Source organism: Chitinophaga sp. 9-1-y (assembly GCF_059511905.2).
Map to the genome: position 1 here is coordinate 4,830,761 of NZ_CM197955.1, position 25,056 is coordinate 4,855,816.

At 45.4% G+C, this 25,056-nt stretch carries 23 protein-coding genes; 7 read left to right on the forward strand and 16 right to left on the reverse strand.

The features are described 5' to 3' along the window. Positions 1-97 precede the first annotated feature (97 nt). Positions 98-976 (forward strand): helix-turn-helix domain-containing protein, encoded by an 879-nt coding sequence (locus tag AC5ZC7_RS18955; protein WP_496157331.1) that lies wholly within the window; start codon positions 98-100, stop codon positions 974-976. Between the two features lie 19 nt (positions 977-995). Here the strand turns inward: AC5ZC7_RS18955 and AC5ZC7_RS18960 are convergent, their stop codons facing one another. From AC5ZC7_RS18960 to AC5ZC7_RS18985, 6 genes are all read right to left on the reverse strand, one after another. Next, complete coding sequence (locus AC5ZC7_RS18960) at positions 996-1,430, reverse strand: L-rhamnose mutarotase (protein ID WP_496157330.1); 435 nt, start codon at positions 1,428-1,430, stop codon at positions 996-998. Between the two features lie 9 nt (positions 1,431-1,439). Next, entirely contained in the window at positions 1,440-3,002 is a 1,563-nt protein-coding gene (locus tag AC5ZC7_RS18965) for a sodium:solute symporter family transporter (RefSeq protein ID WP_496157329.1), read from the reverse strand. 16 nt (positions 3,003-3,018) lie between these two features. Further along, on the reverse strand, positions 3,019-4,191 hold the full coding sequence (locus AC5ZC7_RS18970) for an enolase C-terminal domain-like protein (protein WP_496157328.1): 1,173 nt from the start codon (positions 4,189-4,191) through the stop codon (positions 3,019-3,021). Beyond that, positions 4,191-5,084 (reverse strand): aldo/keto reductase, encoded by an 894-nt coding sequence (locus AC5ZC7_RS18975; protein ID WP_496157327.1) that lies wholly within the window; start codon positions 5,082-5,084, stop codon positions 4,191-4,193. Before AC5ZC7_RS18975 ends, AC5ZC7_RS18970 begins: the two co-directional genes overlap by 1 nt. Positions 5,085-5,191: 107 nt before the next feature. Continuing rightward, positions 5,192-7,078 (reverse strand): glycoside hydrolase family 97 N-terminal domain-containing protein, encoded by a 1,887-nt coding sequence (locus AC5ZC7_RS18980; protein WP_496157326.1) that lies wholly within the window; start codon positions 7,076-7,078, stop codon positions 5,192-5,194. Between the two features lie 96 nt (positions 7,079-7,174). Continuing rightward, positions 7,175-9,454, reverse strand: coding sequence for a hypothetical protein (locus AC5ZC7_RS18985; protein ID WP_496157325.1), 2,280 nt, complete (start codon positions 9,452-9,454; stop codon positions 7,175-7,177). A gap of 246 nt (positions 9,455-9,700) precedes the next feature. Between AC5ZC7_RS18985 and AC5ZC7_RS18990 the strand changes: the two genes are divergently transcribed. The 3 genes from AC5ZC7_RS18990 (at position 9,701) to AC5ZC7_RS19000 (ending at position 12,643) form a co-directional block, all read left to right on the forward strand. Then, a complete protein-coding gene (locus AC5ZC7_RS18990; protein ID WP_496157324.1) occupies positions 9,701-10,219 on the forward strand; it encodes a hypothetical protein in 519 nt (172 codons plus the stop codon). Positions 10,220-10,239: 20 nt separating this feature from the next. Then, the gene (locus tag AC5ZC7_RS18995; RefSeq protein ID WP_496157323.1) at positions 10,240-10,749 is read left to right on the forward strand and encodes a helix-turn-helix transcriptional regulator; all 510 of its coding nucleotides are present in this window, start codon (positions 10,240-10,242) and stop codon (positions 10,747-10,749) included. 310 nt (positions 10,750-11,059) lie between these two features. Continuing rightward, on the forward strand, positions 11,060-12,643 hold the full coding sequence (locus AC5ZC7_RS19000) for a discoidin domain-containing protein (protein WP_496157322.1): 1,584 nt from the start codon (positions 11,060-11,062) through the stop codon (positions 12,641-12,643). 64 nt (positions 12,644-12,707) lie between these two features. Here AC5ZC7_RS19000 and AC5ZC7_RS19005 read toward each other — a convergent pair whose 3' ends face one another. From AC5ZC7_RS19005 to AC5ZC7_RS19045, 9 genes are all read right to left on the reverse strand, one after another. Then, the gene (locus tag AC5ZC7_RS19005; protein ID WP_496157321.1) at positions 12,708-13,508 is read right to left on the reverse strand and encodes a hypothetical protein; all 801 of its coding nucleotides are present in this window, start codon (positions 13,506-13,508) and stop codon (positions 12,708-12,710) included. Between the two features lie 12 nt (positions 13,509-13,520). After that, a complete protein-coding gene (locus AC5ZC7_RS19010) occupies positions 13,521-14,291 on the reverse strand; it encodes a hypothetical protein (protein ID WP_496157320.1) in 771 nt (256 codons plus the stop codon). 20 nt (positions 14,292-14,311) lie between these two features. Then, on the reverse strand, positions 14,312-17,722 hold the full coding sequence (locus AC5ZC7_RS19015; protein WP_496157319.1) for a carboxypeptidase regulatory-like domain-containing protein: 3,411 nt from the start codon (positions 17,720-17,722) through the stop codon (positions 14,312-14,314). 208 nt (positions 17,723-17,930) lie between these two features. Continuing rightward, on the reverse strand, positions 17,931-18,932 hold the full coding sequence (locus AC5ZC7_RS19020) for a FecR domain-containing protein (RefSeq protein WP_496157318.1): 1,002 nt from the start codon (positions 18,930-18,932) through the stop codon (positions 17,931-17,933). Positions 18,933-18,996: 64 nt separating this feature from the next. Then, positions 18,997-19,590: an RNA polymerase sigma-70 factor gene (locus tag AC5ZC7_RS19025; protein WP_496157317.1), complete on the reverse strand. Its 594-nt coding sequence runs from the start codon at positions 19,588-19,590 to the stop codon at positions 18,997-18,999. 142 nt (positions 19,591-19,732) lie between these two features. Beyond that, complete coding sequence (locus AC5ZC7_RS19030) at positions 19,733-20,059, reverse strand: hypothetical protein (protein ID WP_496157316.1); 327 nt, start codon at positions 20,057-20,059, stop codon at positions 19,733-19,735. A gap of 183 nt (positions 20,060-20,242) precedes the next feature. Continuing rightward, complete coding sequence (locus tag AC5ZC7_RS19035) at positions 20,243-21,247, reverse strand: PDDEXK nuclease domain-containing protein (protein WP_496157315.1); 1,005 nt, start codon at positions 21,245-21,247, stop codon at positions 20,243-20,245. 186 nt (positions 21,248-21,433) lie between these two features. Further along, the gene (locus tag AC5ZC7_RS19040; protein ID WP_496157314.1) at positions 21,434-21,772 is read right to left on the reverse strand and encodes a YciI family protein; all 339 of its coding nucleotides are present in this window, start codon (positions 21,770-21,772) and stop codon (positions 21,434-21,436) included. Positions 21,773-21,784: 12 nt separating this feature from the next. Beyond that, a complete protein-coding gene (locus tag AC5ZC7_RS19045) occupies positions 21,785-22,378 on the reverse strand; it encodes an NAD(P)H-dependent oxidoreductase (RefSeq protein ID WP_496157313.1) in 594 nt (197 codons plus the stop codon). Positions 22,379-22,544: 166 nt separating this feature from the next. On the opposite strand from AC5ZC7_RS19045, the gene AC5ZC7_RS19050 reads away from it, so the two are divergent. Continuing rightward, positions 22,545-23,474, forward strand: coding sequence for a pentapeptide repeat-containing protein (locus AC5ZC7_RS19050; protein ID WP_496157312.1), 930 nt, complete (start codon positions 22,545-22,547; stop codon positions 23,472-23,474). Between the two features lie 87 nt (positions 23,475-23,561). After that, a complete protein-coding gene (locus AC5ZC7_RS19055; RefSeq protein ID WP_496157311.1) occupies positions 23,562-24,038 on the forward strand; it encodes a GNAT family N-acetyltransferase in 477 nt (158 codons plus the stop codon). Here AC5ZC7_RS19055 and AC5ZC7_RS19060 read toward each other — a convergent pair. Further along, positions 24,028-24,393 (reverse strand): winged helix-turn-helix transcriptional regulator, encoded by a 366-nt coding sequence (locus AC5ZC7_RS19060; protein WP_496157310.1) that lies wholly within the window; start codon positions 24,391-24,393, stop codon positions 24,028-24,030. The two genes, AC5ZC7_RS19055 and AC5ZC7_RS19060, sit on opposite strands and share 11 nt — an antisense overlap. Before the next feature lie 92 nt (positions 24,394-24,485). On the opposite strand from AC5ZC7_RS19060, the gene AC5ZC7_RS19065 reads away from it, so the two are divergent. Further along, the gene (locus tag AC5ZC7_RS19065; RefSeq protein WP_496157309.1) at positions 24,486-24,995 is read left to right on the forward strand and encodes a dihydrofolate reductase; all 510 of its coding nucleotides are present in this window, start codon (positions 24,486-24,488) and stop codon (positions 24,993-24,995) included. The last annotated feature ends 61 nt before the right edge of the window (positions 24,996-25,056 follow it).

Consider the following 25,056-nt stretch of genomic DNA (forward strand, 5'->3'; position numbering starts at 1 on the left):
AGTAGCCGCGAAAGAAAACCATTAGGAGAGATATTCACTTTTTATAGTACTTTTGGATACGGGGTAAATCGTTTTATCAACAATTTATTAGGACAGTATGCAATATATTTATGAAAATTTCACGTTTCCACCAGACCAGTCGTTTACGGTAAGATCAGACATACTGGAAATAAAAAAATATACTTCGCTGAAGTCACATATTAACTTTGAAATTGCGTTACTGGAAAATTGCAGTGGGAAACGATTTATTGGCGATCATATAGCAGATTTTGAAGGTCCGGAGCTGGTATTGTTGGGCAGCTATCTTCCTCATTGCTGGCAATATTACCGTACCATTGATCCGCTGGTACAACCACAGGCTATTGTGATACACTTCTTTCCTAATTTCCTGGGACAACAACTATTGGAAAAACCGGAAGCACAGGGATTAAACGTACTTTTCAATAAAGCGGCAAAAGGTGTTTTATTTACTGGTCCTACGCTGGTAAATGCCAAAATGATTATGCAGCAAATGCTGTTCGAATCCGGTTTAACGCGTGCTGCACTGATGCTCCGGTTACTCGACATCCTGGCGCAGTCTACTACTTCACAGGTGCTTTCGTCTCCTTATTATAACGTGGTCGACAATTCCGGTGAGGCCAAAAAAATAAACAAAGTATTCGATTATATTTTCCAGCACTTTAAAGAGGAGATCGCTTTACAGGACGTAGCAGACCTGATCCCCATGTCTTCCGCTGCTTTTTGCCGCTTCTTTAAGCGTAAAACGAACCGTACACTGATCGACTTTGTCAAAGAAATACGGATAGGCCATGCCGCTAAAATTTTGCTGGAAGGAGATTTTAATATAACAGAAGCTTGTTATCAAAGCGGGTATAACAATATTTCCAACTTCAACAAACATTTCAGGGAAGTAAAGGGCTTATCGCCGCGCGAGTTTCTCCGGCAATACCGGCAGGATGTGGAAACGCTCCCATAGCGGAGCGTTTCAGCACTGACTATTTTCCCTGAAAATGATAGAAGGGAGCAGCCTCCACCCACGTTTCTCCGGGCGCCGTGCCTGGTACGCCTGCCTGGTAACCAGCCATTACTTTATTCCATTCGGCGCAACGGGGATCATGCGCCGCCGCTATTTTCCCCATGCTATCCAGGTTCGCATTTTCCGGAACCGTGATGGTCATCACCAGCAAATGCTGATACCGGTACAATGAAATATTGCGATAGCCTGCTTTACGGAAGCCCGCTTCCACTTCCGGCCAGATATGCTGGTGATAGTCCAGGTATTCTTTCAACGGCTGCTCACCGGGAACCACATTCACCACAAACACACGCTCCGTCAGTTTCTCCGGTGCAATAACCTTTTCGCAGGCGGTGAACAGTAAAAAGAAAATGGCCAGGGGAAGAAATCTTACCATAGGAAAGTGCTTATTCATCTTTCTAAATTAATTAAATGCGATATAAATAATGATCATAACGAGTGCCAGCAATCCCCATCCCATCCATACGCGGGCGCTATTCCGGAACAATGGCTGAGCCGGAGTCCATACCGTGGGAGACGTTGTTTCCTTTGCAGGATCAGATAACAACGTAATCAACACCATCAGGAAAGACAAGCCAATAAAAATATATACAGACAACAACAGGAAATGCGGCCAGTACCCCTTGTAGGGGAAGTTCAGCACATAACAGGATCCAATCAGCACACATATCAGTCCCCCGCCATACAACACAATTTCAGCCGCCGCTTTATTCACACGTTTCCAGAAAATCCCACCCAGGAATACTACGGATAAAGGAGGCGCCAATATAGAAACAAGGCCCTGACTTAATTCAAAAAGTCCCTTTCCGGAGCGAGCAAAAAGCGCGGCTACACCTACTCCCAGGAAAGCTGCCAATACTGTCACCCATTTGCCGATGGTACGCTTCCGCTGCCCTTCAAGTGCAGTGAATTGTCCTACTACATCGAGCGTAAAAACGGTGCTGAAAGAGTTGAGTCCCGAGGAGACCGTATCTATCAGCGCGGCTATCAGCGCAGCAATGCAAAGCCCACGCAAACCAGCCGGCATCAGCCTTTCCACCATAGTAATATAGGCGTTGTCTGGCGTTGCGCTATCCCTGAACAGGATAAAACAAATGATGCCCGGCAACACAAAGATCAATGGCGTAATAATTTTCATGGCGGCAATCAACATGATGCCGTACTGCCCCTGCCGGATATCTTTTGCGGCCAGTACTTTCTGTACAATGGTCTGATCTGCGCACCAGTAGTAGATAGCCACTACCGGGTACCCCATCACAATAGCCAGCCAGGAATATTCATGATCTGACCGGGGATGAAAGAGCTTCCAGTAATCGACCGGCGTATTCTGTGCCCAGCCAGGTATGGCGGTCACTTTCTTCATAGCCAGGATCGTTAATATCACGGAAGAAATAATAATAATCACTGATTGGAAGATACCCGTACGTACCACTGCCTTCAATCCACCTATGGCCGTATAACTGGCGGCTATCAAGGCTATCACAGACACTGACTCCAGCAATGGCCGGTGAAACACCTGCGAAATGACCAGTCCCCCGGCATACAATGCACTGCCCAACCAAACAATTAAAATAGATACCAGGCTATATATGACCAGGAAATTATACGATCTTTTTCCATAACGTAGTAACAGGAATTGCGGAATGGTATGAATACCTGCGGCAATATAACGTGGAAAAAAAAACATGGCCAGCAACAACAGGAAGATCCAGGCCAGCCATTCAAAATTACTTCCTACCACCCCATGTGAAAAACCCAGGCTGGATAGGCCTATCAACATCGTGGCGCCGGCGTTGGCACTGAACATGGAAAAACCGATCTGCCACCATTTTAATGACCTACCTCCCAAAAAAATATCTGTATTAGCCGCTGTACCCCGCTTGTTCAGGTAAAAACCAAAAATAAACAGCGCAACGATATACAGTAATAATACCAGGTAATCAATCTTCGTTAAAAGTATCGTCACACTAAAAGCTTATAGCTCATAAAGATACAATCGGATGGTATTCCCTGATGTTCTTTCTGGTCCAAAGGCTTTTTTTCGTGATAGCGTTCGTCTGATGGCAATAATCCCAGTCAATACGTACGGGCATTCCGGGCGTTTCCGGCAAATAAAATCGTCCGTTTTTCCACTCCGGGCGCACTTTAAAGTACACTTCCAGTCCCCGCATGATGCAATGCAGGTATTCTACCTGGCATTGAGCGCCGGCGGATGCCATCAATCCGGCGGTAAACAAGGAGTATCCTCCTGAGGAAAACTCCACGTCTTGCCGGGCGGCGAGGTCGCGTACCTCCATCCATTCCCGTATACCCGCCAGATGGGTAGGTACCGGCTGCAAATGCCGCACGCCTAACTCCACCAGCGTAGGAAATACCTTGGCACTACGTTCTGATTCCCCATAGGAAATGGCCAGGGGCGTACGTTTACACAGCTCCCCGATCTGTTGCAAATCGGCAGAATGAATGGGTTCTTCGAACCAGGCCAGGTCTGCTCCTGCCGTGAGATCTATAAACCGGAGCGCTTCTTCGCAAGTCCATATCTGGTTGGCATCTGCCGCCAATCGTATGTTTTTGCCCAATATACTACGTACAAACTTTACCCGTTCAGCGTCTTCTTTCATGCGGGTGCCGAAATCTTTCCCCACTTTCATTTTGTAACAGTCTACGCCCGCGCGGGCAAAGTAGCTGGCTTCCTGTTCCAGTTCTTCCAGGGAATAATTGGTGCCTCCTCCACTGCCATATACTTTCACACTATTGCCCGCAGCGTTCAGGTACTGGTGTAAGGTTACACCGGCACGTCGGGCCGCCAGATCGTATAACGCCAGCTCTATTTGGCCTATTAAGGCCCCAGCCGGCCCTCTGAAGCCTTCGTTGCGGATAGCCCAGTATAACTGCGGATACAATATACCATAAGGGATATTACGGCTATGTAATAAAATGGGTAAAAGACAATGCTCGAATATATGATTGTAAGAGCTAAACACCGGTCCTTCTCCAATGTTACCATCTTCATCCTCAATCGTAATAACCGCCAGCCCGAAGGACTGAAAAGGCCCCATGGTAGCGTCCTGGAGAGGCATTGTTGCTCCCACCGGGGCCAGCTCTCTTATCTGTATGCTGCTGATATTAAAAACTTCTGCGTCAAAACTGTACATCAGACCACCAATTTTCCTTTATTGCAATTCAATATTTCTTTTATCAAAACCGCCGGCAATGGCCCCGCCGCCATATCCTGCAAGGTGGCCGCTAATTCTGCCTGGTTCGATGCGCCCAATACGATATTAAAATGATAAGGTATAGACAACAGGAACCGGTGCGCCAGGGAAGATAAACTCATGTCATAATCCACTGCCAGCTGCTGCAACAAAACGGCTACCTGTAAAGTATCTGCCGGTATCCAATCCGGCTTCATGTGTGCGTAAGATGTGATATATCTGCCTAACAATCCCATATTCAACGGGCTGGCAGCATAATACCGGATGTTATACACCATGCAGAAAGGCAGACTATTTTGTAATGCCGAAACGTTGGCCGCATTCAGGTGGTTAAACTCCATCACTACCTCAAATACGCCTGATTGTATATAAGGCACCATCCACTCCGGCCAGTTGCCACCTACGCCAATCTGGCGGGTATAACCTTGCGCCCGGAATGTTTCCAGCGTGTTTATAATCCGGTTTATTTGATCCGGCGGAACCGCTTCCGGATCGTGCAGGAATAGTATATCCAGGGAGGGTACGCCCAGCGTTTCCAACGTTTGATGCAAACTGGCGGTCATCCCTTCATCCGAGTAATCGTAATGTGCCTCATCTGCCGCGTACGATTTCAACCGGCCTACTTTGGAACTGATGACCGGCCTTTTCCCAGTCCATTGTGCCAATGCCATGCCTACATACTTTTCCGCATCTCCATAGGCGGGCGCCGTATCAATGGCGCCAATGCCTGCCGTTAATGCCGCTAATATTGTTTGCACAGAATGCGCCGCTGTTACCGGCCCCCATACACCGCCCAGCCCCGCTGTTCCCAGCACTAAACGCTCTCTACTCATATGTAAACGATTGCATACCGAAGTTAAAGGAAAGACGGAAATTACAGCACCTTTAATTTGACGGGATACGATGTTATTTTGATCAGTTATTCGTATAGTCAATGACGTTATATTTTCTCTATCCGGATGGCTTGTCCACCGGAAGCCTGCAACGAAACCTCCAACACAGTTTTATGATCTATTAACTGCTCTTTACGGGAAACATGTGTGCGCACCGCAGCTGCCGGATCATCGTTATACAATACCGCCTTATAGGCTGTTCCCGGCGTTAAAAAAGAACAGTCTATTCTAACTGTTCTGGCATCGTTATTAGTAACCGTTCCCACAAACCAGTTGTTCCCGCTGCGCCGCGCCACCGTAATGAACTGGCCGGGCTCTCCCGCTACTATTTTGGTATCGTTCCACACAGTAGGTACCTGGTCAAAAAATTCCAGCTCCGGCTCATCCTGTGCATCCGTTGGCTGATCGTACCAATATAAAAACTGCAACGGGCTATACATTACCACTGCCAGCGCCAACTGGTGCCCGGAAGTGGTTTTCATTATGTGCGTATCTTTGGTGTCGGCCAAACGCTTTTTCAACTCCGGCCGATGATAATAGCAGATAGTGTGATCTGCCGCACCCGCCAGTAAGCGCGTGAAGGGAAGGATGGTGCTGTTGGTGGCTTCGGGCATTTCTTCATTTCCCCGTACACCTTCCTGCGTCAGCAGGTTAGGATAAGTACGGCTAAATCCTGTAGGCCGGTATTCATCATGAATATCTACCATGAGCTGGTACTTTGCACATTTTTGTATGGCCTCGTGCAGCCAGGTGGTCCAGCGATGCGAACCTACATGCACAAAACCAAACTTAATCCCCGCCACGCCCCATTGGTGATATAAAGGCAACAGCGTATCCAGCTGCCTGGCCAGGGCCCGCTGATTCACATACAGGAAAACCCCGATACCTTTTTTCTTCGCATAACGGATCACTTCCGGGAGATTTAAATCCTTATTGGGATTGCGACGCGGATCTACATTAACCTCCGTTGCATCGGAAGCGGTAGTGTACTCAAATCCATACCAGCCCGCATCAAAATGAATGTATTGCAGGTGACGTTTTACCGCAAAATCTACCAGTGCTTTTGCCCCTTTGGTAGACAGTGTCGTTTCTCTCATAATCTTACCTGGTTTGATCCAGCTGGTATTTTTGAGCTGGTTGGGCGCATTCAGGTTCAGAACCAGGTCGTTGTTTTGCAATAGCTGCGTGGCTTTTTCTGCCACCATTATCATACGCCAGGGCGTAGCAAAAGGGGTGGTTAATTCCACTTTATCGTACATGGCGCAGCTGATAGTATTAGGTTTCGACGGATGGAGCGTAAACTTCATCCGGCAATAATCCACCATACCGGCTTCACCTAATGCCGCATATAACCCATTGCCCAGCTGCAGGGTTAACGGCCGTTCTGCCTCACCCGGCCAATTGCTTAGTGGCAGCAGGCTATAAGCGCCCTGGGCATGCCCGGTAAACCAGGCTTTGGTGCCGGCAGGCAACGTAAAGGTGGTCAACTCTTTACTAGTTGTAACATCGACGCCGCCTGCCAGATGCTCCGGAAATACATACCGGAACGCGATCCCTTCATTATAAGCCCTTACCTCTAATTGAAGGGTTTGCCGGTCGTTGTTGTTCTTAAAGAAGGTAAACGTTTTCTCATGGAAAGCATCGCGTACTTCACTGCGTTCGCCATATACCGGCCGCCATACCGTATCCTTTGAGATGGCGGCAATACTCCTGAGTATTAAACGGGTTTCCCATCCATCCAGTCCTAACGTTGAAGGCTGTATGATTTCTTTCCCCCGGAAGCTAACCTGGTAACCTATTTTCCCTTCCTGATCTGTTTGTAAATTAAACTGCAATTGCCCGTTGGGAGATATCAACTGCAGCGAGTCCTGCGCCAGCAAGCTGAAATTTATGGCCAGTAGTAGCCCCAGCAGGAAGCCTGTTCTTTTTGTCATCTTTACATTTTTGTATTCAAACAGTAACGGCGCCATTGTTGGCGCCGATTGTCAGTAGAATTTTAAAACAGAAACCGTCTTACAATATTGATCATATTATCCCCGATAGCCCTGCGCCCGGACCAGTCGCGCGAACAACTGCGGCTGCGTTCCATCCCGGCTCACCTTATACAAATTCCACTCATTGGCATTCACCGCCTCCAGGTGAAACGAATTAGCCGGATCAGCCAGGGCTGTTTTTACCCAGCGGGGAAATGCGTTGGCGGCTCTTGCCTGCTCCCAGGTGCGGATCACGGCAAAGATGGCCTCCTTTTGCGGGCAGCTCTCTACATCTTTCTGATTAAGATACAGGCTATAGGTACTTCCTACGCCCACAGAAATGGCTTGTATATGTTCATATTCTGCTACCGTGGAATTCGCCTTTATCGGGAAATTGCCCCCCATGCCTACGGGGAAAAAATTGGCGTATGTAACATCCCGGAGATCCTTACCCTGGCTGGTGGTACTTCCCCACTCCCTGGTAGTGGCATCATACAAATTTTTTCCGCCGCCTACATTCCAGATGCTCTGGTAATGCCAGGAGCCCTCCGACAAAGTGGCGCCTGTAAAACGAATAGTCGGAAGCCCCAGCTGATGGGCACTTTCAAACATTTTACGAAAAAAACGTTTGGCAGAATAATAACCATGGCCGTTGTTAAACAGGAACTCCTGTCCGTCGAAATCGTAGTAACCCAGGCCGTTGATATGACATACGGCCGCATAATACGCCGCTATTTCATCCTGTAACGCCATATTTGGAATGATGCCATCATAGCCATAGTTCACTGTCACCTGCAGCTTGTAAATGTCGGCGCCGGCAGCATGAGAGGCCGGTTGCGTACCCCAGTAACCCCGTTTTACATTCAACAGCCGGTAAGGTGGCTTGTCTGAAACACCCAAATAATGTATCAGCTCCTTGCCGATTTTAATCATATTTAAGTTGGCACAATGTCCTTCCCAACTGGCAATTTCTTCGAGATGTGCAGGATCATTTACCAGGATAATGGTATCAGTAGCCTGAATACCTGCTACCAGTAAGCGCTTCTGCTGATAACACAAACTATCACTCGGCACCGGGCTGGCATCCAGTGTGCCTGGCGCCAACGCATTGGTAATGGTAGTTCGGCCAATAGTAAGACCAGATTTTGCGGCCAGCTCCGAAAACGCTTTATGCGACAGGTTGCCGGCAGTCAGATGGATAGGTTGTTTCTCGAAATGCTTACCATCAATGTATCCACCATTTCCACGGTCAGGTCTTAAAAATCCCTGGTCGTATAAGCTGATGGTTTTAAATCCTAACCTCGCGGTGTAAGAGATAATACTATCATTCAGGTTACCACTGGTAATTGCATCCGGCACATAAGCAGCCGGATCTTTTACCCATCTCCCGTTAATAGTTGGATAAGGGAGTCCTTCCGACAGCACAATATTTTGTACCACGTCCAGCAACGCTGTGCTATCCGGGCTACCCCATAATGCGATGGAAGAACCAATGTAATCCACGCCCGGCAATGGTTCTACCTGTATATGATTGGGAGTATTAGCTGCCATATGCGGGATGAGGGAATAATTCACCTCGCGTTCGAAAGTCCGGTCCCTCGACTGATAAGTAACAGATATCCGGCCTTTGTCATCTACTTCAGCAGCATTCCCATACATGATCCGGTAATAGGGCTCTTTATGTGCGTAGAAAGCCACATCGCTGATACCATCGCCTCCCAGGGAAAATACCTGTCCTTCGTGCAGCTCCTTAGGTAAGGGAAAGCGGCGGGCATCCGGCGAGTGAATGATATACTGAAATGGCGCCGCATCTGCGATGGTTTCGGCGGTACCGCCCAGCGTATTATCATTCAGTGCCAGCATACCAATGGCATAGTTAACAGCAGCACTGGTATCGCGGCTTACGCCAATGATTTCGCCCAACAGGTTGGTGATATTAGTATGATAGGCGCCCCACTGAATTGCATCTACCCCGTTCCTGGGCGCCAGCGATTGCAGGGTCAGTTTAAAATATTTTTTATTGGGAGAGATGATCACCGTAGCTACTGCCCCATTGGCGTAACGCAGTTGTAATGCCTTGTTCCCTTTGTTATACGTAGCGGCCACCGGCTGATAGTATACCTTCTTACGGCTATCGTACAGGCTCATCAACGGAGAGGGTTTATCGGCCGGACTGAATTCCCGGTTGGGTTTCACCGTGGTATTCTTCATACTGGTAATCCATCCTTTGTTATTGATATGAATTTTAAACCGGTCTGTATTAAAATCATATTGCGCAAAGAGGGAAGAACTGGTAACTATAGCTATCAATAATGCAACCGCATTTTTAGTAAACATCGCGTAGTTTATTGTGTAAACAATCAACGCCAAATATAAGCCCTGATTGGGCAAAGAGGCCAGTTTTATTTTGACGGATACAGATGCTTTTTTGATCCGGGCGGGTGGAATATAAATATTGGCTCCCACTAGGTTAAAAATTGCCCTAAAAATAATTTTTGAATTTTATTGGTACAAATTGTACCAATAAAAAAATATTTAGTACCTTTAGGCATTGGAATCTGTACTTTGTTAAAGAGATAACAGGTGAAGGTAAAAATTCTAAAAGCAAGTACAGGCGAAGAGGTTGATGCACTCATCAAAAACGGTAAGATTTCTGAAATGCCTTCTATTCATGATGGATGGAGATTCAATTTTGATAAGGAACTCAGAAAGCTGAAGAATGCTACCGGCTATTTATTGGTAAGTGAAGGCCCTCCTGAAGTAATTGAAGGCTGCATGATCTTCCAGCTTATCAATAAAAAAGCACCATATTTGGCAATGGTTGAAGTTGCCCCGCATAATAAAGGGAACAGCAAGTTGCATGAGAATGTTGCTGGATGTCTGATTGCCTATGCATATAAAGAAAGTGTCCAGCATGGGGTAGATCACTATAAAGCCTACCTCCAACTTGAAGTATTGGAAGAAAAGAGAGAAGACCAGATCAAACTAATGTTGTTGTATTCATCAAAATATAATGCCAAGAGGCTTGATGAGACCACAATGGTCATCTATGATGAATATGGCGAAGACCTGATAGAAAGATATCTTCCTGAAATAGAATGAATTTAACAAGAAAGATAGCAATGGAAAACTTGAAACAAACCAGCAAAAAAATTGATGCTACTATTGGTCCAAATGACGGACATAATAGAAGCGCAAAGAAAAAAGCTTTCATTGAGGCTACGGCTAAAGCGCATCATTTAGAAAGAAGCGCTGCCAGATTACTTAAAAATGAAATGCTGTCTGTTTTATATAAAATGGAAGCTTATTTACTGGACGAGCGTATCACGCTTAAAAACATGAAAACAATAAAAGATTTCGCCAATGACTTTCTTGCAGTTCTTAATCTGAAAAAGGGAGAATTTGCATCCCATATCGAAATAGACCTGTCAAATCTTAATAAATATTACAAAGACGATCGAAAATTTAATCCCCAACTGGCAATAAAATTCGGCTATTTCTTTCATACCCCGGCTGACTTATGGCTAAAAGTCCAATTTAAAAATGAAATGCTTGTGTTTGAGCAAGAAATTAAACTAGAGAAAAAGTATAAAAAATATGATTACGAGAAGGTATTGCAAAATGCCTCATAATATACCACTCGTTCATGCCGACCCTTTATGCTGGCGCCATTGGGCGGCCGTAGTGCCGCCTTACCATCAACTATATATGACATAAGTAGGTATAAATAGTTCGCGTAAAATAATTGATCCCCTGTCGTTATATTATTAAAAAAACACACTAGATACTCTTTCCCGATGTCATTTCAAAATTCCTCCCATTATTTTTGCTTTTTTATACGTAATTTAAAGGACCTTCTCGTCATACTAAAAAATGTTTGAAAACCTGGTAGCACTTAAATAATTAAACCATCAATCTTCATAAAACCTTAAACAGTAAACAATGACCAAAATCTTCCATTTCATGGTGGCCATCACTGTACTTATGATGGCAATCACCAGTTGCCAAAAAGTGCCTGAATCTGCCACAGTTCCGAAAATTGACACCAAAAAACCACTTGGAGCAGTCAATGGCGTTGCCAATGGCACCTATATGCTGAACGTAGTCTATTTTGTTCCATCAGACCTTGATACCGTTCCGGCGTATCGGGAACGGCTGAACGGTGTATTCCTGTACATGCAGAATTTCACCTCCAAATGGATGAACCAATGGGGTTACGCCGGCAAAACCATGGGGTTACAAACGGATTCCACCGGACGGCTGAAGGTACCCGTTATACGCGGACAACTCGGCAAAGCCAGTTATCCTTATGAGGGCGGCTCCGGCGCCGTGATGACGGAAGTAAATGCCTGGTTCGCAGCTCATCCCACTGAGAAAAAGAGTGATCATATCATGGTAATTATGCCTACTTATTCCTATGGCGCCAATGGAGATCCCAGTGGTGGCCCATTCTATGGCATCGGCCGCTGGTGCTTCGCACTGGACTATACCGGCCTGGATACCATCAATCTCGGTAAACCGGATGATAAATTTTCTACTAAATGGATTGGCGGAATGGCACATGAAATGGGACATGGTATCAACCTCCCCCACAACGGTGGCGCCCAATCGGAGAATATCCTGTATGGCACTACGCTAATGGGTTATGGCAATGGTACTTTTGGTAAAGCGCCCACTTATTTTTCCCCCGCCGATGCAGCCATATTGGCCAATGGCCAGGTATTCAGTACGGTTACCAGGAGCGACTGGTACACCGATCCCGGCTGCCAGGTGAAACAAGTATATGCCAGCTATAACAGCGGCTCCCAAAGTATTATCGTGTCGGGTAAATTTTCTGCTACCAAAGCGGTAAAAGATATTGCTTATTACAACCGCAATACCGGCAACGATAACGGTGGTTATAATTCCGTTACTTTCGCCAGTAAACCAATTGGCACCGACAGTTTCCGTATTGTTATGCCCGTTAGTGATTTCAGGGACAAAGGAAACACCAATTACGAATTTACGATCCGCTTATGTCACGAAAACGGCAGCATTACCAGCTATGTGGCATCCTATAACTTCGTTAATGGCGTTCCGGTAATTACATTCGGAGATAAGGCCGTATACGATAAAACCGGATGGACAGTAGCCGCTTATAGCTCACAGGAAACCGCTTCTGAAAACGGCGCTGCGGCCAACATTATTGACGGCTCCGGCAGTACATTCTGGCACTCCCGGTGGTCCAGCAGTGCCGCCAGCTATCCACACTATATTACAATCGATATGGGCCAGGCACTGGATGTAAACCGGTTTACATTCAAACAACGGGATAGCCGGATGGTGAAGGTGGTAGAAATTCTGACCAGCAATAACAATTCCACCTGGACCTCCCTGGGTGATTTCACCCTTGCTCAAACTACCAACCCACAAAACATTGTGCTATCATCCACCAAAAACTTTCGCTACTTCAAGCTGAATATGAAAAGTTCCTACGATGGAGAACAGTTTGCCGCTATGTGCGAAGTAGGTACTTATAAAGATTAACCACGAGCATTTTTTCATAGTAAAAGATCATCCGGGTAAAACGGCCCGGATGATCTTTCGTTCACTATCGCCGGTCCGGGTAAAAAAACAAACGGGAGAAACCCAATTCCCAACCGCCGGGAATAATAAAATACGGTTGTACCAATCCTTTTTCACCTTCCTTCGGCAAGGATAAACCACTGGCAGATACCTTACTCTGCGTTTCACTATCCAGGAAGGCCCATTCATTAGTAGTACCAGCCTTGGTGAAACAGATGGTGGCACTGCTTAAATCATTCGTCTTGTCAAAGTTTTTTGCCGGCAGGTAATCTACATACACCCAGTTACCAGGACGAACATTTTTTGCCAGGTACGCACGATATTCCTCGCCCGTGTTTGCATCCACCCGATACAGAAAAATATCTACCGGCGCCTCACTATCCGGATATCGCAGGTAAAATCCCAGCTTGTTGGTACCGGGATTGGCTTCAGGAGGACGCACTTCCTGGATCTTTCCGTCTACATAAATAAAATTAAACAGGGCCTTTGTACCAATGGCAGGTAATGGGCTACTATACACGATGCTGTCGTTTACAGGATTCCGGATCGTTAATATCCGCTGAGCTGCGTCACCCCGGTAAGTATAGGTAGTATTAAAGCCAACCAGGGAAGCCGGCTGAAAAACATACTTTGCATGCATCACAGTTTTATCGTACTTAGTGGTATCTATTTGTACCTCCAACGAATCGCCACTACCGTTATATCCATTAATCAGCACTTGCATGGCCATCTCTGGCGCTATTTCTTCTTTATTACAGGCCAGGCATCCAACAAACAGGCATAGCAGCAGTACCGGTAATTTCTGATATTTCATTATTGACATCATGAGCAGTTGTGTTTACAATTCCAGGTTTTTAGTGAATCGGATACTGTTTCCCGCAGCAGTTTCGCTGAAGATATACACCTTGGAAGATGCGCTGGAAGAGGATGGTAACGGAGCCGTTGACAAAGTAACATGCCAGGAGTAAGCGGTACCGTTGGTATAAAACTCATTGGTACCCGCTTTATAAATATAGGCCCTGAATAAAACAGCCGTAGGCTGTCCGTTATACTGTTGTCCAACAGTTGCGAAAGTAGACAGGGAGACAGGTCCACTCATTTCATCAGGCTTTACATTTTTCAGCCGGGTGATTTCTTCAGATACCTTCGGTGTCACATAGTACTTAACCAGCGCAATGTCTACCGGTTCATGGTATTGGGTGAGTACTGGTCTGAAAAGATATTTTATTTTAATTTTCCCCTCCTCAGCTGCGGGCCGTTCCGGCATATCTCCGGCTTGCCCGTCGAGGTATAGAAAGCTGATTTTAACCGGTCCGGTATCTCTTTTGAACACTTTCTCCATCACCAGTTTGCCGGTACCTTTTTCGGTAATCTGCAGGTGTATGTTGTTTTGCTGGCCTGTAAAAGAATATCCCATCGTTTGATCAAAAGGTGCATTTGGGGAATATTCAAACCGGAACGTATCCAGTTTCACTTCCAGGGGCTCATTGCCACCATTATACCCTGTTATGCTGATCGGCAATACTTCGTCCTTATAATAGAAATCATCTCCTCCTTTGTTGCAGGCGGCCAGTATCAGCAGGCTGCAAATAATATAGTATATCTTCATGGATGTAATTTTTATACGATTTAGAAAGAATAAGCTGCAGTCAGGCTAAAGGAAGTCCCTATTTTACGGATAAAGGTGTCTTTATCACCTATCCGTGTTTTAGTCTTTCCATCTGCCGAAGTTTCATAATAGCCATTTTCATATTTTTGGGAGAAGCCGTACTTCCACTCGTATATTTGGCTCCACTCTGTTTCCGGGATTGACGACAGATTCTTATCCTTCCATTTATCCAGTAATTTGTAGGTACTATTGCTATTGATGTAAAACCGGTAAGGATTATCGAGCAGGTTGGCGATGTTCAGTTTCACATCCAGGTTTTTATGCTTTAAAAAACGATAGCTTAACTGTACATCCATCTGGTTGCGGGGGCGTTCATATTCTACAATATCCGGTGTCATACCAGTGGAGAAGGTTTTATACCCCATATGGTTATAAGCGAAGTTGGCGCCCAGGCGGTTGCCGATGTATTGCAGTCCTGCATTATAGACTACCGGTACCTGCCCGTATAAAGGTCTTTTTTCGCGTTGTAAGATCTTGGTACGGTATTCATAGCTGGCGCCGTATTTATCTCCAGTCAATGACAGCCCCCCAAAGGAGCTACCCTGTACTTCCGAGCTTTGCAGCGTCAGGTTACCGCTGAAGAACATGTTATCCAGGCACTTCCAGTTGGGCTTTATAAAGCTGAGACTTTTACGGATATCAAATTCAAATCCATGCACCTTTGCCCACTCCGAGTTCTGGGTAGTTACATACACACGCCCACTGGCATCGGGTTGAATGCGGTATAGTTCTACTGGCTTATCGAAGTATTTATAGAAAACGCCCGCGGAAATTACTTCTCCTGGCTTAGGATACCATTCCATCCGGAAATCGTAGTGGTCAATAGTGGTAGACAATACGCCTTCATTGCGGCGATAGGCGCCAATGGCAGGATCATAACGGATCATGCGCGAGTTCTCAATCAATGCAGGCCTCACTACTGACTGGGAATAGGCAGCGCGGATATTAAAATTACGTATAGGCGTTGCTGTTAAACTGGCAGAAGGCAGATAACGCCAGGTTTTTTCTTCTGTTTCTGCGTTAGCAAATGGCGTAACGATTTTTCCTGTTTCGGGATCTACAAACCTGTTTTTACCGGCTTGGTCAATCAGCGTACTGATGACGAGATCATTTGCGCCATTCTTCAGTCGTTCATACTTATAGTATTCTGCCCGAATACCCCATACCAGTCGTAACCAGCTCGTGACGCGGTTGTCCATCATCCCATACACCGCCTGGTTCACATTTTTTCCTTCATATCCATTCTGAGAGAAAGTGGCTGGAAAATATAGCAGGTCTTTCTTAGGGTCTTTGAAATCCAAAAATTGTCCCCATTGCTGTACCGGTACATAGCCATATACACTACCGATGGGTTGCAGGGTACCTATGGGCAGTATGGTCCAGTCGTAATAACCGTGACGCTCCATGTACTGATAACCGGCTTTGATCAGTTGTTTTTGCCCGGCTACCTTTAACTGGTAGCTCAATGCGGCTTCCGCAATATGGTTGCTTTCTTCATATTTGTATTGTCCGCGGTTAAAAGTACCGGTGCCTGGATTCGTAATCCCGTTCGGCACTACATTGTACACCGTGCCATTCAGCGTACCGGTGGGAGCCAACCACGCTTCTACCGCGTCTTTCTCCAGGTTATTGAGCTTATTGCGGGAAATATTCCAGTCTATGCGAAAGGCACCCACCGTATGTTCGCCATTAATACGGGTTTGTAATAAATCAATAAACTTTGGACGATCATATTCGCGTATTGCCGGTAAATCCTTACCATAACCAATATCGTTTCCAAAACCTACAATACGCGAGAACTGGTTACTGAACATCCGGGAGTAAAAATTCCGGGCAGTGATTTTATGATTTTTAGTGGCCCATCCTGCATTGAACAAGGCTCCCCAACTGGTGTTGAAATTGTATTGATGGGCATAGGTGGGTTCAATCTCCTGGCCGGTTTCTGCATCATAAGAAGTGCCTCCCAATTTCTCCCAGTTACCTCTTTCAAAATGAGGAATATCATCTATAGATTGTTCATTGCGATAACTTAATGAGCCCACAAAACCAATCCGGCTACCCTTCAACTGGTAGCTGCGGCCCAGGCTGAACTGGTAGTTCTGACCCGGCATCGCTTTGTAAGTACGCAACCCCATGCGCTCAAATCCGCCAATCTTTTTATTCTGTTCCGCAATCATAGCCGGTGTAACGGGCGTTACGCCAGCCGGTGGCGCTGTATTGGGATTGGAGGGATTATAATTTTGATTGGTAAAGATCACCAGGTCTTTGGGAAAATGATCCCTGCTGCCATCATCAAAACCCCAGTAGTCGTTTTTACCACGGCCATATCCCAGGAAGTCTTTGCCTGTGCTACCGGCGATATACTTACTACCAATACTCACCGTAGTAAACTTGTTATCCGGGATAGCCAGGGTATTGATTTGTACTAACCCACCACCAAAACCGAAGCTCATATCAGGGGTGGCGGTTTTAGACACCACTACGTTATCAATCAGGTTACTGGGTACGATATCGAATTCGAAATCGCGTACCTGTACGTCTGTACTGGGTAATACGGCGCCATCCATCATCGCCAGGTTATACCGTTCCGCGATACCGCGTACCACTACACGACGATTGTCGTTGGTGGAAAGTCCGGAAATGCGCTTCAGCGTTTCCCCGATATTTTTATCTGGCAGCGCCGCAATCTGTTCACGGCTGATACCGTTGGAGATGCCGGCTTCATTCTTCTGACGCACATACAGGGCTGCCGTACTTTCTGTTTTGTACTTAGAGGTAATCACTACCTGGTTCAGCGTACTGGTGGAGGGTGTCATCACCACATCCAGCCTGGTGGTGCGGTTTTCGCTCACTACCACCTCGGTAATACGTTTCGACCGGAAGGAAACATAACTCACTTCAATGGTGTAGGTACCGGGAGGAAGGGATAGCTGATAAGCGCCATCGGTGCCACTGGGTATCACCATACCCGTTTGCAGCACTCTTATAGTGGCACCCGGCAATGGTTCATTTTTTTCATCCGTTACCTTCCCGATAATTCGTCCAGGCTTCTGCTGGCGGCTTACCGATACCAGGTTACCCGCTTGCTTAAACACCAGGCGGTGATCGGCTGCCAATAAGGCCAGCGTAGCGGAAAGTGTTTCTTTGTTCACTTGAATACTAACGGGGCCTAGTTTCCCGATTTCCATCGGATAGGCGAAAGTAAAGCCGGACTGGCGTTCCAGGGCATCCAGGACCTGGTCTAATGCCACCTCCCTGAAGGTGACAGATACCCTGACATCATTCATGCCCTGCGACTTTACCGGTTCGGCAACACTTGTACCTGCCAGCGTTAAAATAATGACTAGTACGTTAAAGGCAAACCTGGTCATTGCACATAGGTGTTTAATTACATTCTTTTTTTTCGTAGAATTGTACATGGCTTTTAAAAGATTTGTTACATGGATTGTCAATAGATCTCAAAAGCTACCCGGAAGTGGAGGCCTCGAACCCTCCGCTTCTTTTTCTTTCAGATCTTCTCTTTCTTTGCTGATAGCGCTTATTTAGCTGATCACATACGGATTTTTTAAGGTGACAGACTTATTTGATGATGATTTGTTTGTTGTTGCATTCATACTTAAATCCATCGCCGGCAGTACTCAGGGCGGACATAATATTGTGGAGGTTTTCGTTCTTTAGCTTTAGCTTAAAACGTCTTTGCAGCAACATGTCATTTGTACATACAAAGGTAACACCGTACCATCGTGACAGGCGTTTCGTGATATTTTCCAGTGTTTCGTAATTAAATATAAAGGCGCCTTCTCCCCAGGCCTTACTATCCATGGCGTTTACCGGGGATACTTTAGTAAGATGTGCATATTTTGTATAGCTGAACTCCTGATCGGGCAATAAGATGGTGGCCGCTGTATTGGCCAGTTCCGGCACGGTTACGCCTACTTTACCCGTGGTAACGGTAACGGCTATATCAGCATCGTCTGCATACGACCTCACATTAAACGAGGTGCCCAATACCTGTACCTGCAATTTATCTGTGGTAACAAAGAAGGGATGTTTATCATCCTGTTTTACTTCAAAGAAAGCTTCTCCGTGGAGCACCACCGTACGGTTATTCCCAGAAAACGTTTCCGGGTATTGCAGGCTGCTGGACGCATTTAAATGCACGATGGTACTATCAGACAACTGAATTTTCAATAGTTTCCCGGTAGTGGTGCTGCTGGTCAGCATAGCTACCGTGGCAGGCTTCGAATGGTTGCGCATAAGATATGCACCAATGCCGGCCAGCATGATCAGCGGCGCCCATATGGCGGCGTATTTTAGATAAGTAGCCCGTTTAATTTTCTTTGGAGATGGTGTAGTGAGCTGTGCTATCTTCTGCTGAAATTTGTTTTCCCAGTGCTGCTGCTGTATTTCATCCACCGGTATCTCCGGATCACTATTCTCCCACCGTTCATTGAGGATATCTTCAAACACCTCGTCGGCTCCGGGTTGTTCCAGGAAACGGCGGATAGCTGCTATTTCCGCTGGTGTGCAGTTATTGCTGATGAATTTTTTTATGAGTGCTTTGTCAACCCGCATTTCCATTTTTGTGCTTATACTGTTTAAAACACCAAAAAAGAACGGTACCCCTAATGCAGGCTAAAAATTTTTATTGAGATAACAGGAGGAGGAGAATGATCGTTGCATCTGACAATGGTTTCAGTTTCTTTCTCAGAAAAACCAGGGAGGCACTCATATGATGTTCCACTGTTTTAACCGAAAGGTTCAACTGGCTGGCTATTTCCGGGTAGGTAAGGTCCTCGTGGCGGCTCAACTCAAATACTTTCTTACGCTGGGGGCTCAATGCCTGCAACTGCTGTGCATACAAATTATCAAGTTCATTGGTTAGGATGGTGTGGTCCGCAGAACGGGCATCTGCAAAATCAATTTCTTCAGAAATTTTCAGCGCAGTAGTAGGAAGGATTTTTTTCCGCCAGTAGTTGATCAGGGTATTTTTCATGGCACGGAAAAGATAAGGATTCAAACTATCTGTGATGGTAATATCTCCTTTTCTCAGCCATAGGTTGAGCATTACATCCATCACGAGCTCTTCAGCCACCAGGCTGTCTTTGGTAAAGCTGAGCGTGTAATGGTACAGTTTATTAAAATAGCGGCGAAACAATTCGTTGAAGGCGGTATTATCACCTTCTGCGCATTGTTGTAGCAGGTCTTTGTCTGACAAATCTTTAATTTCCTGGGTCATTACAGTACCGAATTCGACAGCAACAAAATTAAACGATGAAAGTGATGTACATATTAAATAATCATTAACAAGGATAGGCGTAAAAAAAGCGGGATACCTTCTTTAGAACGTATCACGCTTTCAGTGTTGACACAAATGAACCTTAGAGATCAATCACATTATTGTTCCAGCCGGCATTCAGGCCGTCTATTCTGCCACGGTAAAATTCACCGTTTTCGGGATACATTTGCCAGGCCGAACGATAGTGATTCAACATGTACTGATAACCCGCCTGATCGTTACGTTGGCGATACTTTTGACCTTCCAGGTAGCCATAGTTAAATTCCTGCTGGTACACCGTCAGGGCAGCAACCGGCTTCGCGGGGGCAGCTACGGATGATACACGGGGTTGTGCAGATACCGTCAGCGCCCCTATCATGCTAAAAGCCGCTACCAGGCAGGTTTTGGATGCAAATTTTCTATTGAGCATAACTTAGAATTTTGTGTCTCATAATGTAAGAAAATAAGTGCGGGGGATGGTGGGTGAAGCCGGCAGATCCGATAAATGCGGCCAGTAGGTAGCGGGCTATTTTGAACATGACAATAATTATATTATCCTGTTGAGAATGGGATTTTATTAGGCCATCATGCCCGTTCCTGGGGGTACTATTTTCTATACTAAGTTTCCTGTTTTTTTAAACATCTCTTCTTCTTCGAAAATATCGTGAAGCTTTTTTTGAAGAAGATTCTTATCCGGAAGTTTGGTATGGTATTCTGCAATAAGTGTTGGTGATAAACACCGGCTTAGCGTATATTCAACCACTTCCCTATCTTTATCTCTACAAAGCAATATTCCAATACTTGGATTCTCATTATCATTCTTAACGTCTCTATCCAATGCTTCGAGGTACAAATTGATTTGCCCCATATGCTCTGGTTTAAATCTATCTGCCTTTAGTTCAAAAGCAACCAAACACTGTAGCCCCCTGTGATAAAATAATAAATCAATATAAAAATCATAGTTCCCAACTTGAATTTTATATTCCTCTGCAACAAATAAAAAGTCCTTACCTAATTCAAGAATAAAGTTCTTCATTTGCTTTACTAATCCCTTTTGCAGGTCATTTTCGTTAAATGGTTCTTTAATATTTAAAAAATCAAATACATAACTATCTTTAAACGTATTAGTTACATTAGGGTGAATTTGTCTCAGCACTGCTGAGAGTTTTGAGTTACCGATTACCGTCCTCTCAAAAATGCCACTACTAATTTGTCTATCTAGTTCTCTTGCGCTATATTTTTCCCGAATACATAGCTTAAGATAAAATTCACGCTCTTCCTCAGATTTTGTACGGCTAAAAATAGTCAAATTATTAGTCCAGGAGACTTCTCTTAACAAAGGGGTTACTTTCGGAGAAGACTCGTAAATTTCATAAAACTGTTTCATCCGCCAAATGTTTTTTTTGGAGAACCCCTTAAGTTCGGGCTCGTTATGTTGAATATACAATGCCAAATCACTCACCACTGATTGCCCCCACTCCGCCCACTTTACCTTTTTACTAATATACTCACCTATATTCCAATACAGATTGATTAATTCAGTATTAACTGATCTTATTGCAGAAATTCGCGCGTTTCTGATGAGTTGAATAATCTCTAAAAATTGCTTATCTAACATAAATACAATACTCCTCTTTATACTGCGGAGGATTTATATATTGAGTTTAACAATACCAGATTAACAAAAGATCACTTAAACCAGCCTTACTAACTCTTCAAAAAAGAACAACCGGGGAGATCCCCGGCTGACTGATATTCTAATCTGACTAATCGTGCCATTAATAAAACGAATCCCATTCAAACACTACCGCCCTAGTATCTCCCTTACTTCCACATTCCCGTTTATTTTAAACACCGGGCTTGTTTTTGCGATTGCCACGGCCTCCTCAATATCATTGGCCCTGATAATTACATACCCTACAATGAACTCTTTAATTTCCGTATAAGGACCATCGGTCACCACATTATCTGCCTTTACTGTTTTGGCACTTCCGGCAGTTGGCAGCAATGAGTTTCCTTTATCTGCTAATTTATGTTGCAGATCAAGGGCAGCTAACCACTCCATGCGTTCCTTCATTTGCTCCGGTGATGGCCTGAAATCAGCGATATCCCCTATTCTGAAAATTAATGCGAATTCTTTCATGGTCCTGTAATATTATAAATGCGCTAAAATCTTTTGGTAGTCTGCCTGAAAACCAGGCATTACCGTTCCTTCTACCCTGAATGTATGAATTTCTGCCAATCCTACATACGCATGAATAACGGCTTCAATATGCGAGGCTATAAACTCATGCCCGTTGGGCCAGTCTGCCAGTCTGCCACCGGAAGCGATGGCCAGGTATATCTTCTTACCATTTAAACGGCCACTCCTGACACCGTTTCCATCATACCCATAGGTGATCCCAAAGCGAACCAACTGATCAATCCAGGCCTTTAATACGGCCGACATGCCCAGGTTATACATGGGCGTACCAATCACTAAGACATCTGCCCTACTAACATCATTCACCACCGTATCCGCATACTTTAATAATTGTTGCTGCTCCGTTGACCCGGGGTTTGTATAAAATGCGCCTACCAGGTCTTCCTTTATAAATGGCGGTGTTTCCTTTGTTAAATCCCTTTCCACTACAGTGTCAATCTCCCCTTTGCTGATTAATTTGTCGATAATTGCCGAACTCAAGGCCCTGCTATGTGAGTCGTTGCCCCGGGCGCTGGAAATAATGTGCAAAGCTGTTTTCCTGGTCATAAATCATGTGTTTGGCTTTATGACGACCGAACTGACCAAAAGGGGACATTCCTGTCAAATATTTCGTAAAAAACACTGTAAGTAGCGTAATTACAACTAACCGTTGTGGCTTTTTGTTGATTCCCTGTGTGAAGCACAATATCTTTGGAGGGTAAAAAAATACAATATGGATACCCAGACTATTGGTGGTAAAATTGCCCAGGCGCGGAAGGCGCAAGGGATGTCCCAGGCACGGCTGGCACAACAACTCTTTATTAGTCCGCAGGCGGTCGGCAAGTGGGAACGGGGAGAATCGATGCCCGACATCACCACTTTTAATCGCCTGGCAGAAATATTGGGTGTTGACCTTAATCATTTCTCGGAAAATATACCGGGTAAGACTACCGAAACAGCCCCCATGGCATCTCCGCCAACGCAACCGGCAAAGGATGTTAATCCTCCCTCCCGCTCGCGGGAACGACAGGTGCTCATCAACCTCAATGCTATAGATCTGCAGCAGGAAGACTTCACGGGCGTTATCTTACATAAAGGGAAATTCAAAGTAACACCACTGCGTGCAGCCGACTTTACCGGGGCCGACTTAACCGGCAGTTCATTCGACACCCTGGATGCCCAGGAAGCCAATTTCGAACGCACCAATCTGACGGACTGCCATTTCTCCATCGTTGACCTTACAGATGCGCACTTCCATCAATCTACCCTGGTACGCACTACACTCAATATGTCCGGGCAGGGAGCGAAATTCACGGATGTAACCCTGACGGATGTGAATTTCACCAAAACCGAACTTAACAAAACGCGCTTTGAGCGCTGTATCTTCAACGGCGTAGATTTCAATCAATGTAACCTGCAGGATTGTTGTTTCGACGGCCAAACCTTCGTTGGCGTGCAGTTCAACAAATCTGCCCTGAAAAATGCCTCGTTTAAAGGCGCCACATTGCAAAATGTATCTTTCAAACTCCCCTTTTCCATCACCAATAAATCATACCGCGACCTGCAAACAGTATGCTTTGATGACGCCACTATGGATAAGCTGACCTATACCGCGCTGAAAGGATTACATGTTAATTTGGAGAAAGTGATCGTGTTGAAGTGATACGTAATTTAAAACAGCAATTGTAGCCAATTTGCTAAATTGCTGTTTTATGGAGCTTATCGCCTCCTTCATTTCAACACCCATCATATGCCTACCATCCATATCAGAAACGCCCGGCCCTCCGATGCAGCAACATTAAGTGAACTGATCCTTCATAACGCTCAAAAAATGCTGAGGCCCCACTACAGCGACGAGCAATGGGAAATATTTACCCGGTATTATTCCATACCGGTGCTACACGAGAAACTCTCCAGTCAGGCAGTATTCTGCGCGGAAATCGGCAACCAGGTTGTTGGTACTATTGCCTTAGATGGTGATGCGGTAGTAGGCTTCTACACAAGATTGGAAAACATGCGGCAGGGAATAGGTAAACTACTAATGGATCACCTGGAAGGTTATGCGGCAAGCCTGGGATTAACCACATTACAGCTGGCAGCATCACCGGAAGGACTGGCATTCTACTATAAAAACGGATGGCAGAAGGTGAAAGATTTTATTATCTATCACTATAATGTGGGCTATGAAGAAACACTTATGACTAAAACTATCACGCCTATACGGTAGATAAATTGCCTTTAATCCGCTTTCTTTGTGCGATGCCAAATGCCAGCAAGGCATCGTATACGGCTTGTGCCTCATAGGCGAATGGTGTCAGGGAATAAGAAACCGTCACCGGCCTGGTGTTATTAACCGTTCTTGTTATCAGGAGGTTCTGCTCTAATTCCAGCAGCTCCTCCGATAATACTTTGGAAGAGATACCCTCCATCTTTTCCTGCAAATCTTTAAATCGTTTTGTACCCAGCTCCAAGTGCTGCAGGATACAAATCTTCCATTTACCTCCTAATAACTCAATCGCATCTCTTAAAGCCAACCTGGCTTCTTTACAAAGCGAAGCATTTCCAAATTCAATTGATATCATTTTAAATAAAAGTTACTTACCTAAAGGTAACGAATAGTGAAGATAAAATCAGCATCCGGTAGCTTTACACCCAATCGATAAAAGCATACTTTATGACTATAACATTAGTGGCCAATATCTCGGCCAATGGGAAAGTACTACTGTCTGAAAACAAACACCATGAAGCTCCTCCAGAGGCAGTTACCAGCTTCATCCAGGTAGCCATGCAGGCACGGAACATGGTACTTGGCAGATCTACCTTCGAATTTATTCAGCAACTTCCGGAGGCTGCAAAAGGCTTCCTTGCCGGGTTAGAAATTGTGTTGCTGTCCAACACCCTGCAGGATACAGCTACCTACAAAGTAGTCAGCAGCCCCGAGGCCGCTATTAAATACCTCCAGGAAAAAGGATTCGACACGGTAGCAGTAGGCGGTGGCACCAAAACCTATAATGCCTTCCTGGATAAAAACCTGGCAACAGACATCTACTTCAACATCATTCCCACCATTACCGGTAACGGCGGAGAACTGGGAACCAACTTTGATTTGGAGAGCAGGTTTAATCTGAAGGAACACAAACTGCTCACCAATAACATTGTGCAGCTACATTTAACGAAAGCCTGACGGCCTCGCCTTAAACAGCGGAGGAATAAAAAACTGCGCGCTTTTTATTCCTCCGTTGTAT

Excerpts from the sequence above, each read along its gene's own strand:
- AC5ZC7_RS18955 (WP_496157331.1), top strand. The coding sequence starts at position 98 with ATGCAATATATTTATGAAAATTTCACGTTTCCACCAGACCAGTCGTTT.
- AC5ZC7_RS18960 (WP_496157330.1), bottom strand. The coding sequence starts at position 1,430 with ATGAATAAGCACTTTCCTATGGTAAGATTTCTTCCCCTGGCCATTTTC.
- AC5ZC7_RS18970 (WP_496157328.1), bottom strand. The coding sequence starts at position 4,191 with ATGTACAGTTTTGACGCAGAAGTTTTTAATATCAGCAGCATACAGATA.
- AC5ZC7_RS18975 (WP_496157327.1), bottom strand. The coding sequence starts at position 5,084 with ATGAGTAGAGAGCGTTTAGTGCTGGGAACAGCGGGGCTGGGCGGTGTA.
- AC5ZC7_RS18980 (WP_496157326.1), bottom strand. The coding sequence starts at position 7,078 with ATGACAAAAAGAACAGGCTTCCTGCTGGGGCTACTACTGGCCATAAAT.
- AC5ZC7_RS18985 (WP_496157325.1), bottom strand. The coding sequence starts at position 9,454 with ATGTTTACTAAAAATGCGGTTGCATTATTGATAGCTATAGTTACCAGT.
- AC5ZC7_RS18995 (WP_496157323.1), top strand. The coding sequence starts at position 10,240 with ATGGAAAACTTGAAACAAACCAGCAAAAAAATTGATGCTACTATTGGT.
- AC5ZC7_RS19000 (WP_496157322.1), top strand. The coding sequence starts at position 11,060 with ATGACCAAAATCTTCCATTTCATGGTGGCCATCACTGTACTTATGATG.
- AC5ZC7_RS19005 (WP_496157321.1), bottom strand. The coding sequence starts at position 13,508 with ATGATGTCAATAATGAAATATCAGAAATTACCGGTACTGCTGCTATGC.
- AC5ZC7_RS19010 (WP_496157320.1), bottom strand. The coding sequence starts at position 14,291 with ATGAAGATATACTATATTATTTGCAGCCTGCTGATACTGGCCGCCTGC.
- AC5ZC7_RS19015 (WP_496157319.1), bottom strand. The coding sequence starts at position 17,722 with ATGACCAGGTTTGCCTTTAACGTACTAGTCATTATTTTAACGCTGGCA.
- AC5ZC7_RS19020 (WP_496157318.1), bottom strand. The coding sequence starts at position 18,932 with ATGGAAATGCGGGTTGACAAAGCACTCATAAAAAAATTCATCAGCAAT.
- AC5ZC7_RS19025 (WP_496157317.1), bottom strand. The coding sequence starts at position 19,590 with ATGACCCAGGAAATTAAAGATTTGTCAGACAAAGACCTGCTACAACAA.
- AC5ZC7_RS19030 (WP_496157316.1), bottom strand. The coding sequence starts at position 20,059 with ATGCTCAATAGAAAATTTGCATCCAAAACCTGCCTGGTAGCGGCTTTT.
- AC5ZC7_RS19035 (WP_496157315.1), bottom strand. The coding sequence starts at position 21,247 with ATGTTAGATAAGCAATTTTTAGAGATTATTCAACTCATCAGAAACGCG.
- AC5ZC7_RS19040 (WP_496157314.1), bottom strand. The coding sequence starts at position 21,772 with ATGAAAGAATTCGCATTAATTTTCAGAATAGGGGATATCGCTGATTTC.
- AC5ZC7_RS19045 (WP_496157313.1), bottom strand. The coding sequence starts at position 22,378 with ATGACCAGGAAAACAGCTTTGCACATTATTTCCAGCGCCCGGGGCAAC.
- AC5ZC7_RS19050 (WP_496157312.1), top strand. The coding sequence starts at position 22,545 with ATGGATACCCAGACTATTGGTGGTAAAATTGCCCAGGCGCGGAAGGCG.
- AC5ZC7_RS19055 (WP_496157311.1), top strand. The coding sequence starts at position 23,562 with ATGCCTACCATCCATATCAGAAACGCCCGGCCCTCCGATGCAGCAACA.
- AC5ZC7_RS19060 (WP_496157310.1), bottom strand. The coding sequence starts at position 24,393 with ATGATATCAATTGAATTTGGAAATGCTTCGCTTTGTAAAGAAGCCAGG.
- AC5ZC7_RS19065 (WP_496157309.1), top strand. The coding sequence starts at position 24,486 with ATGACTATAACATTAGTGGCCAATATCTCGGCCAATGGGAAAGTACTA.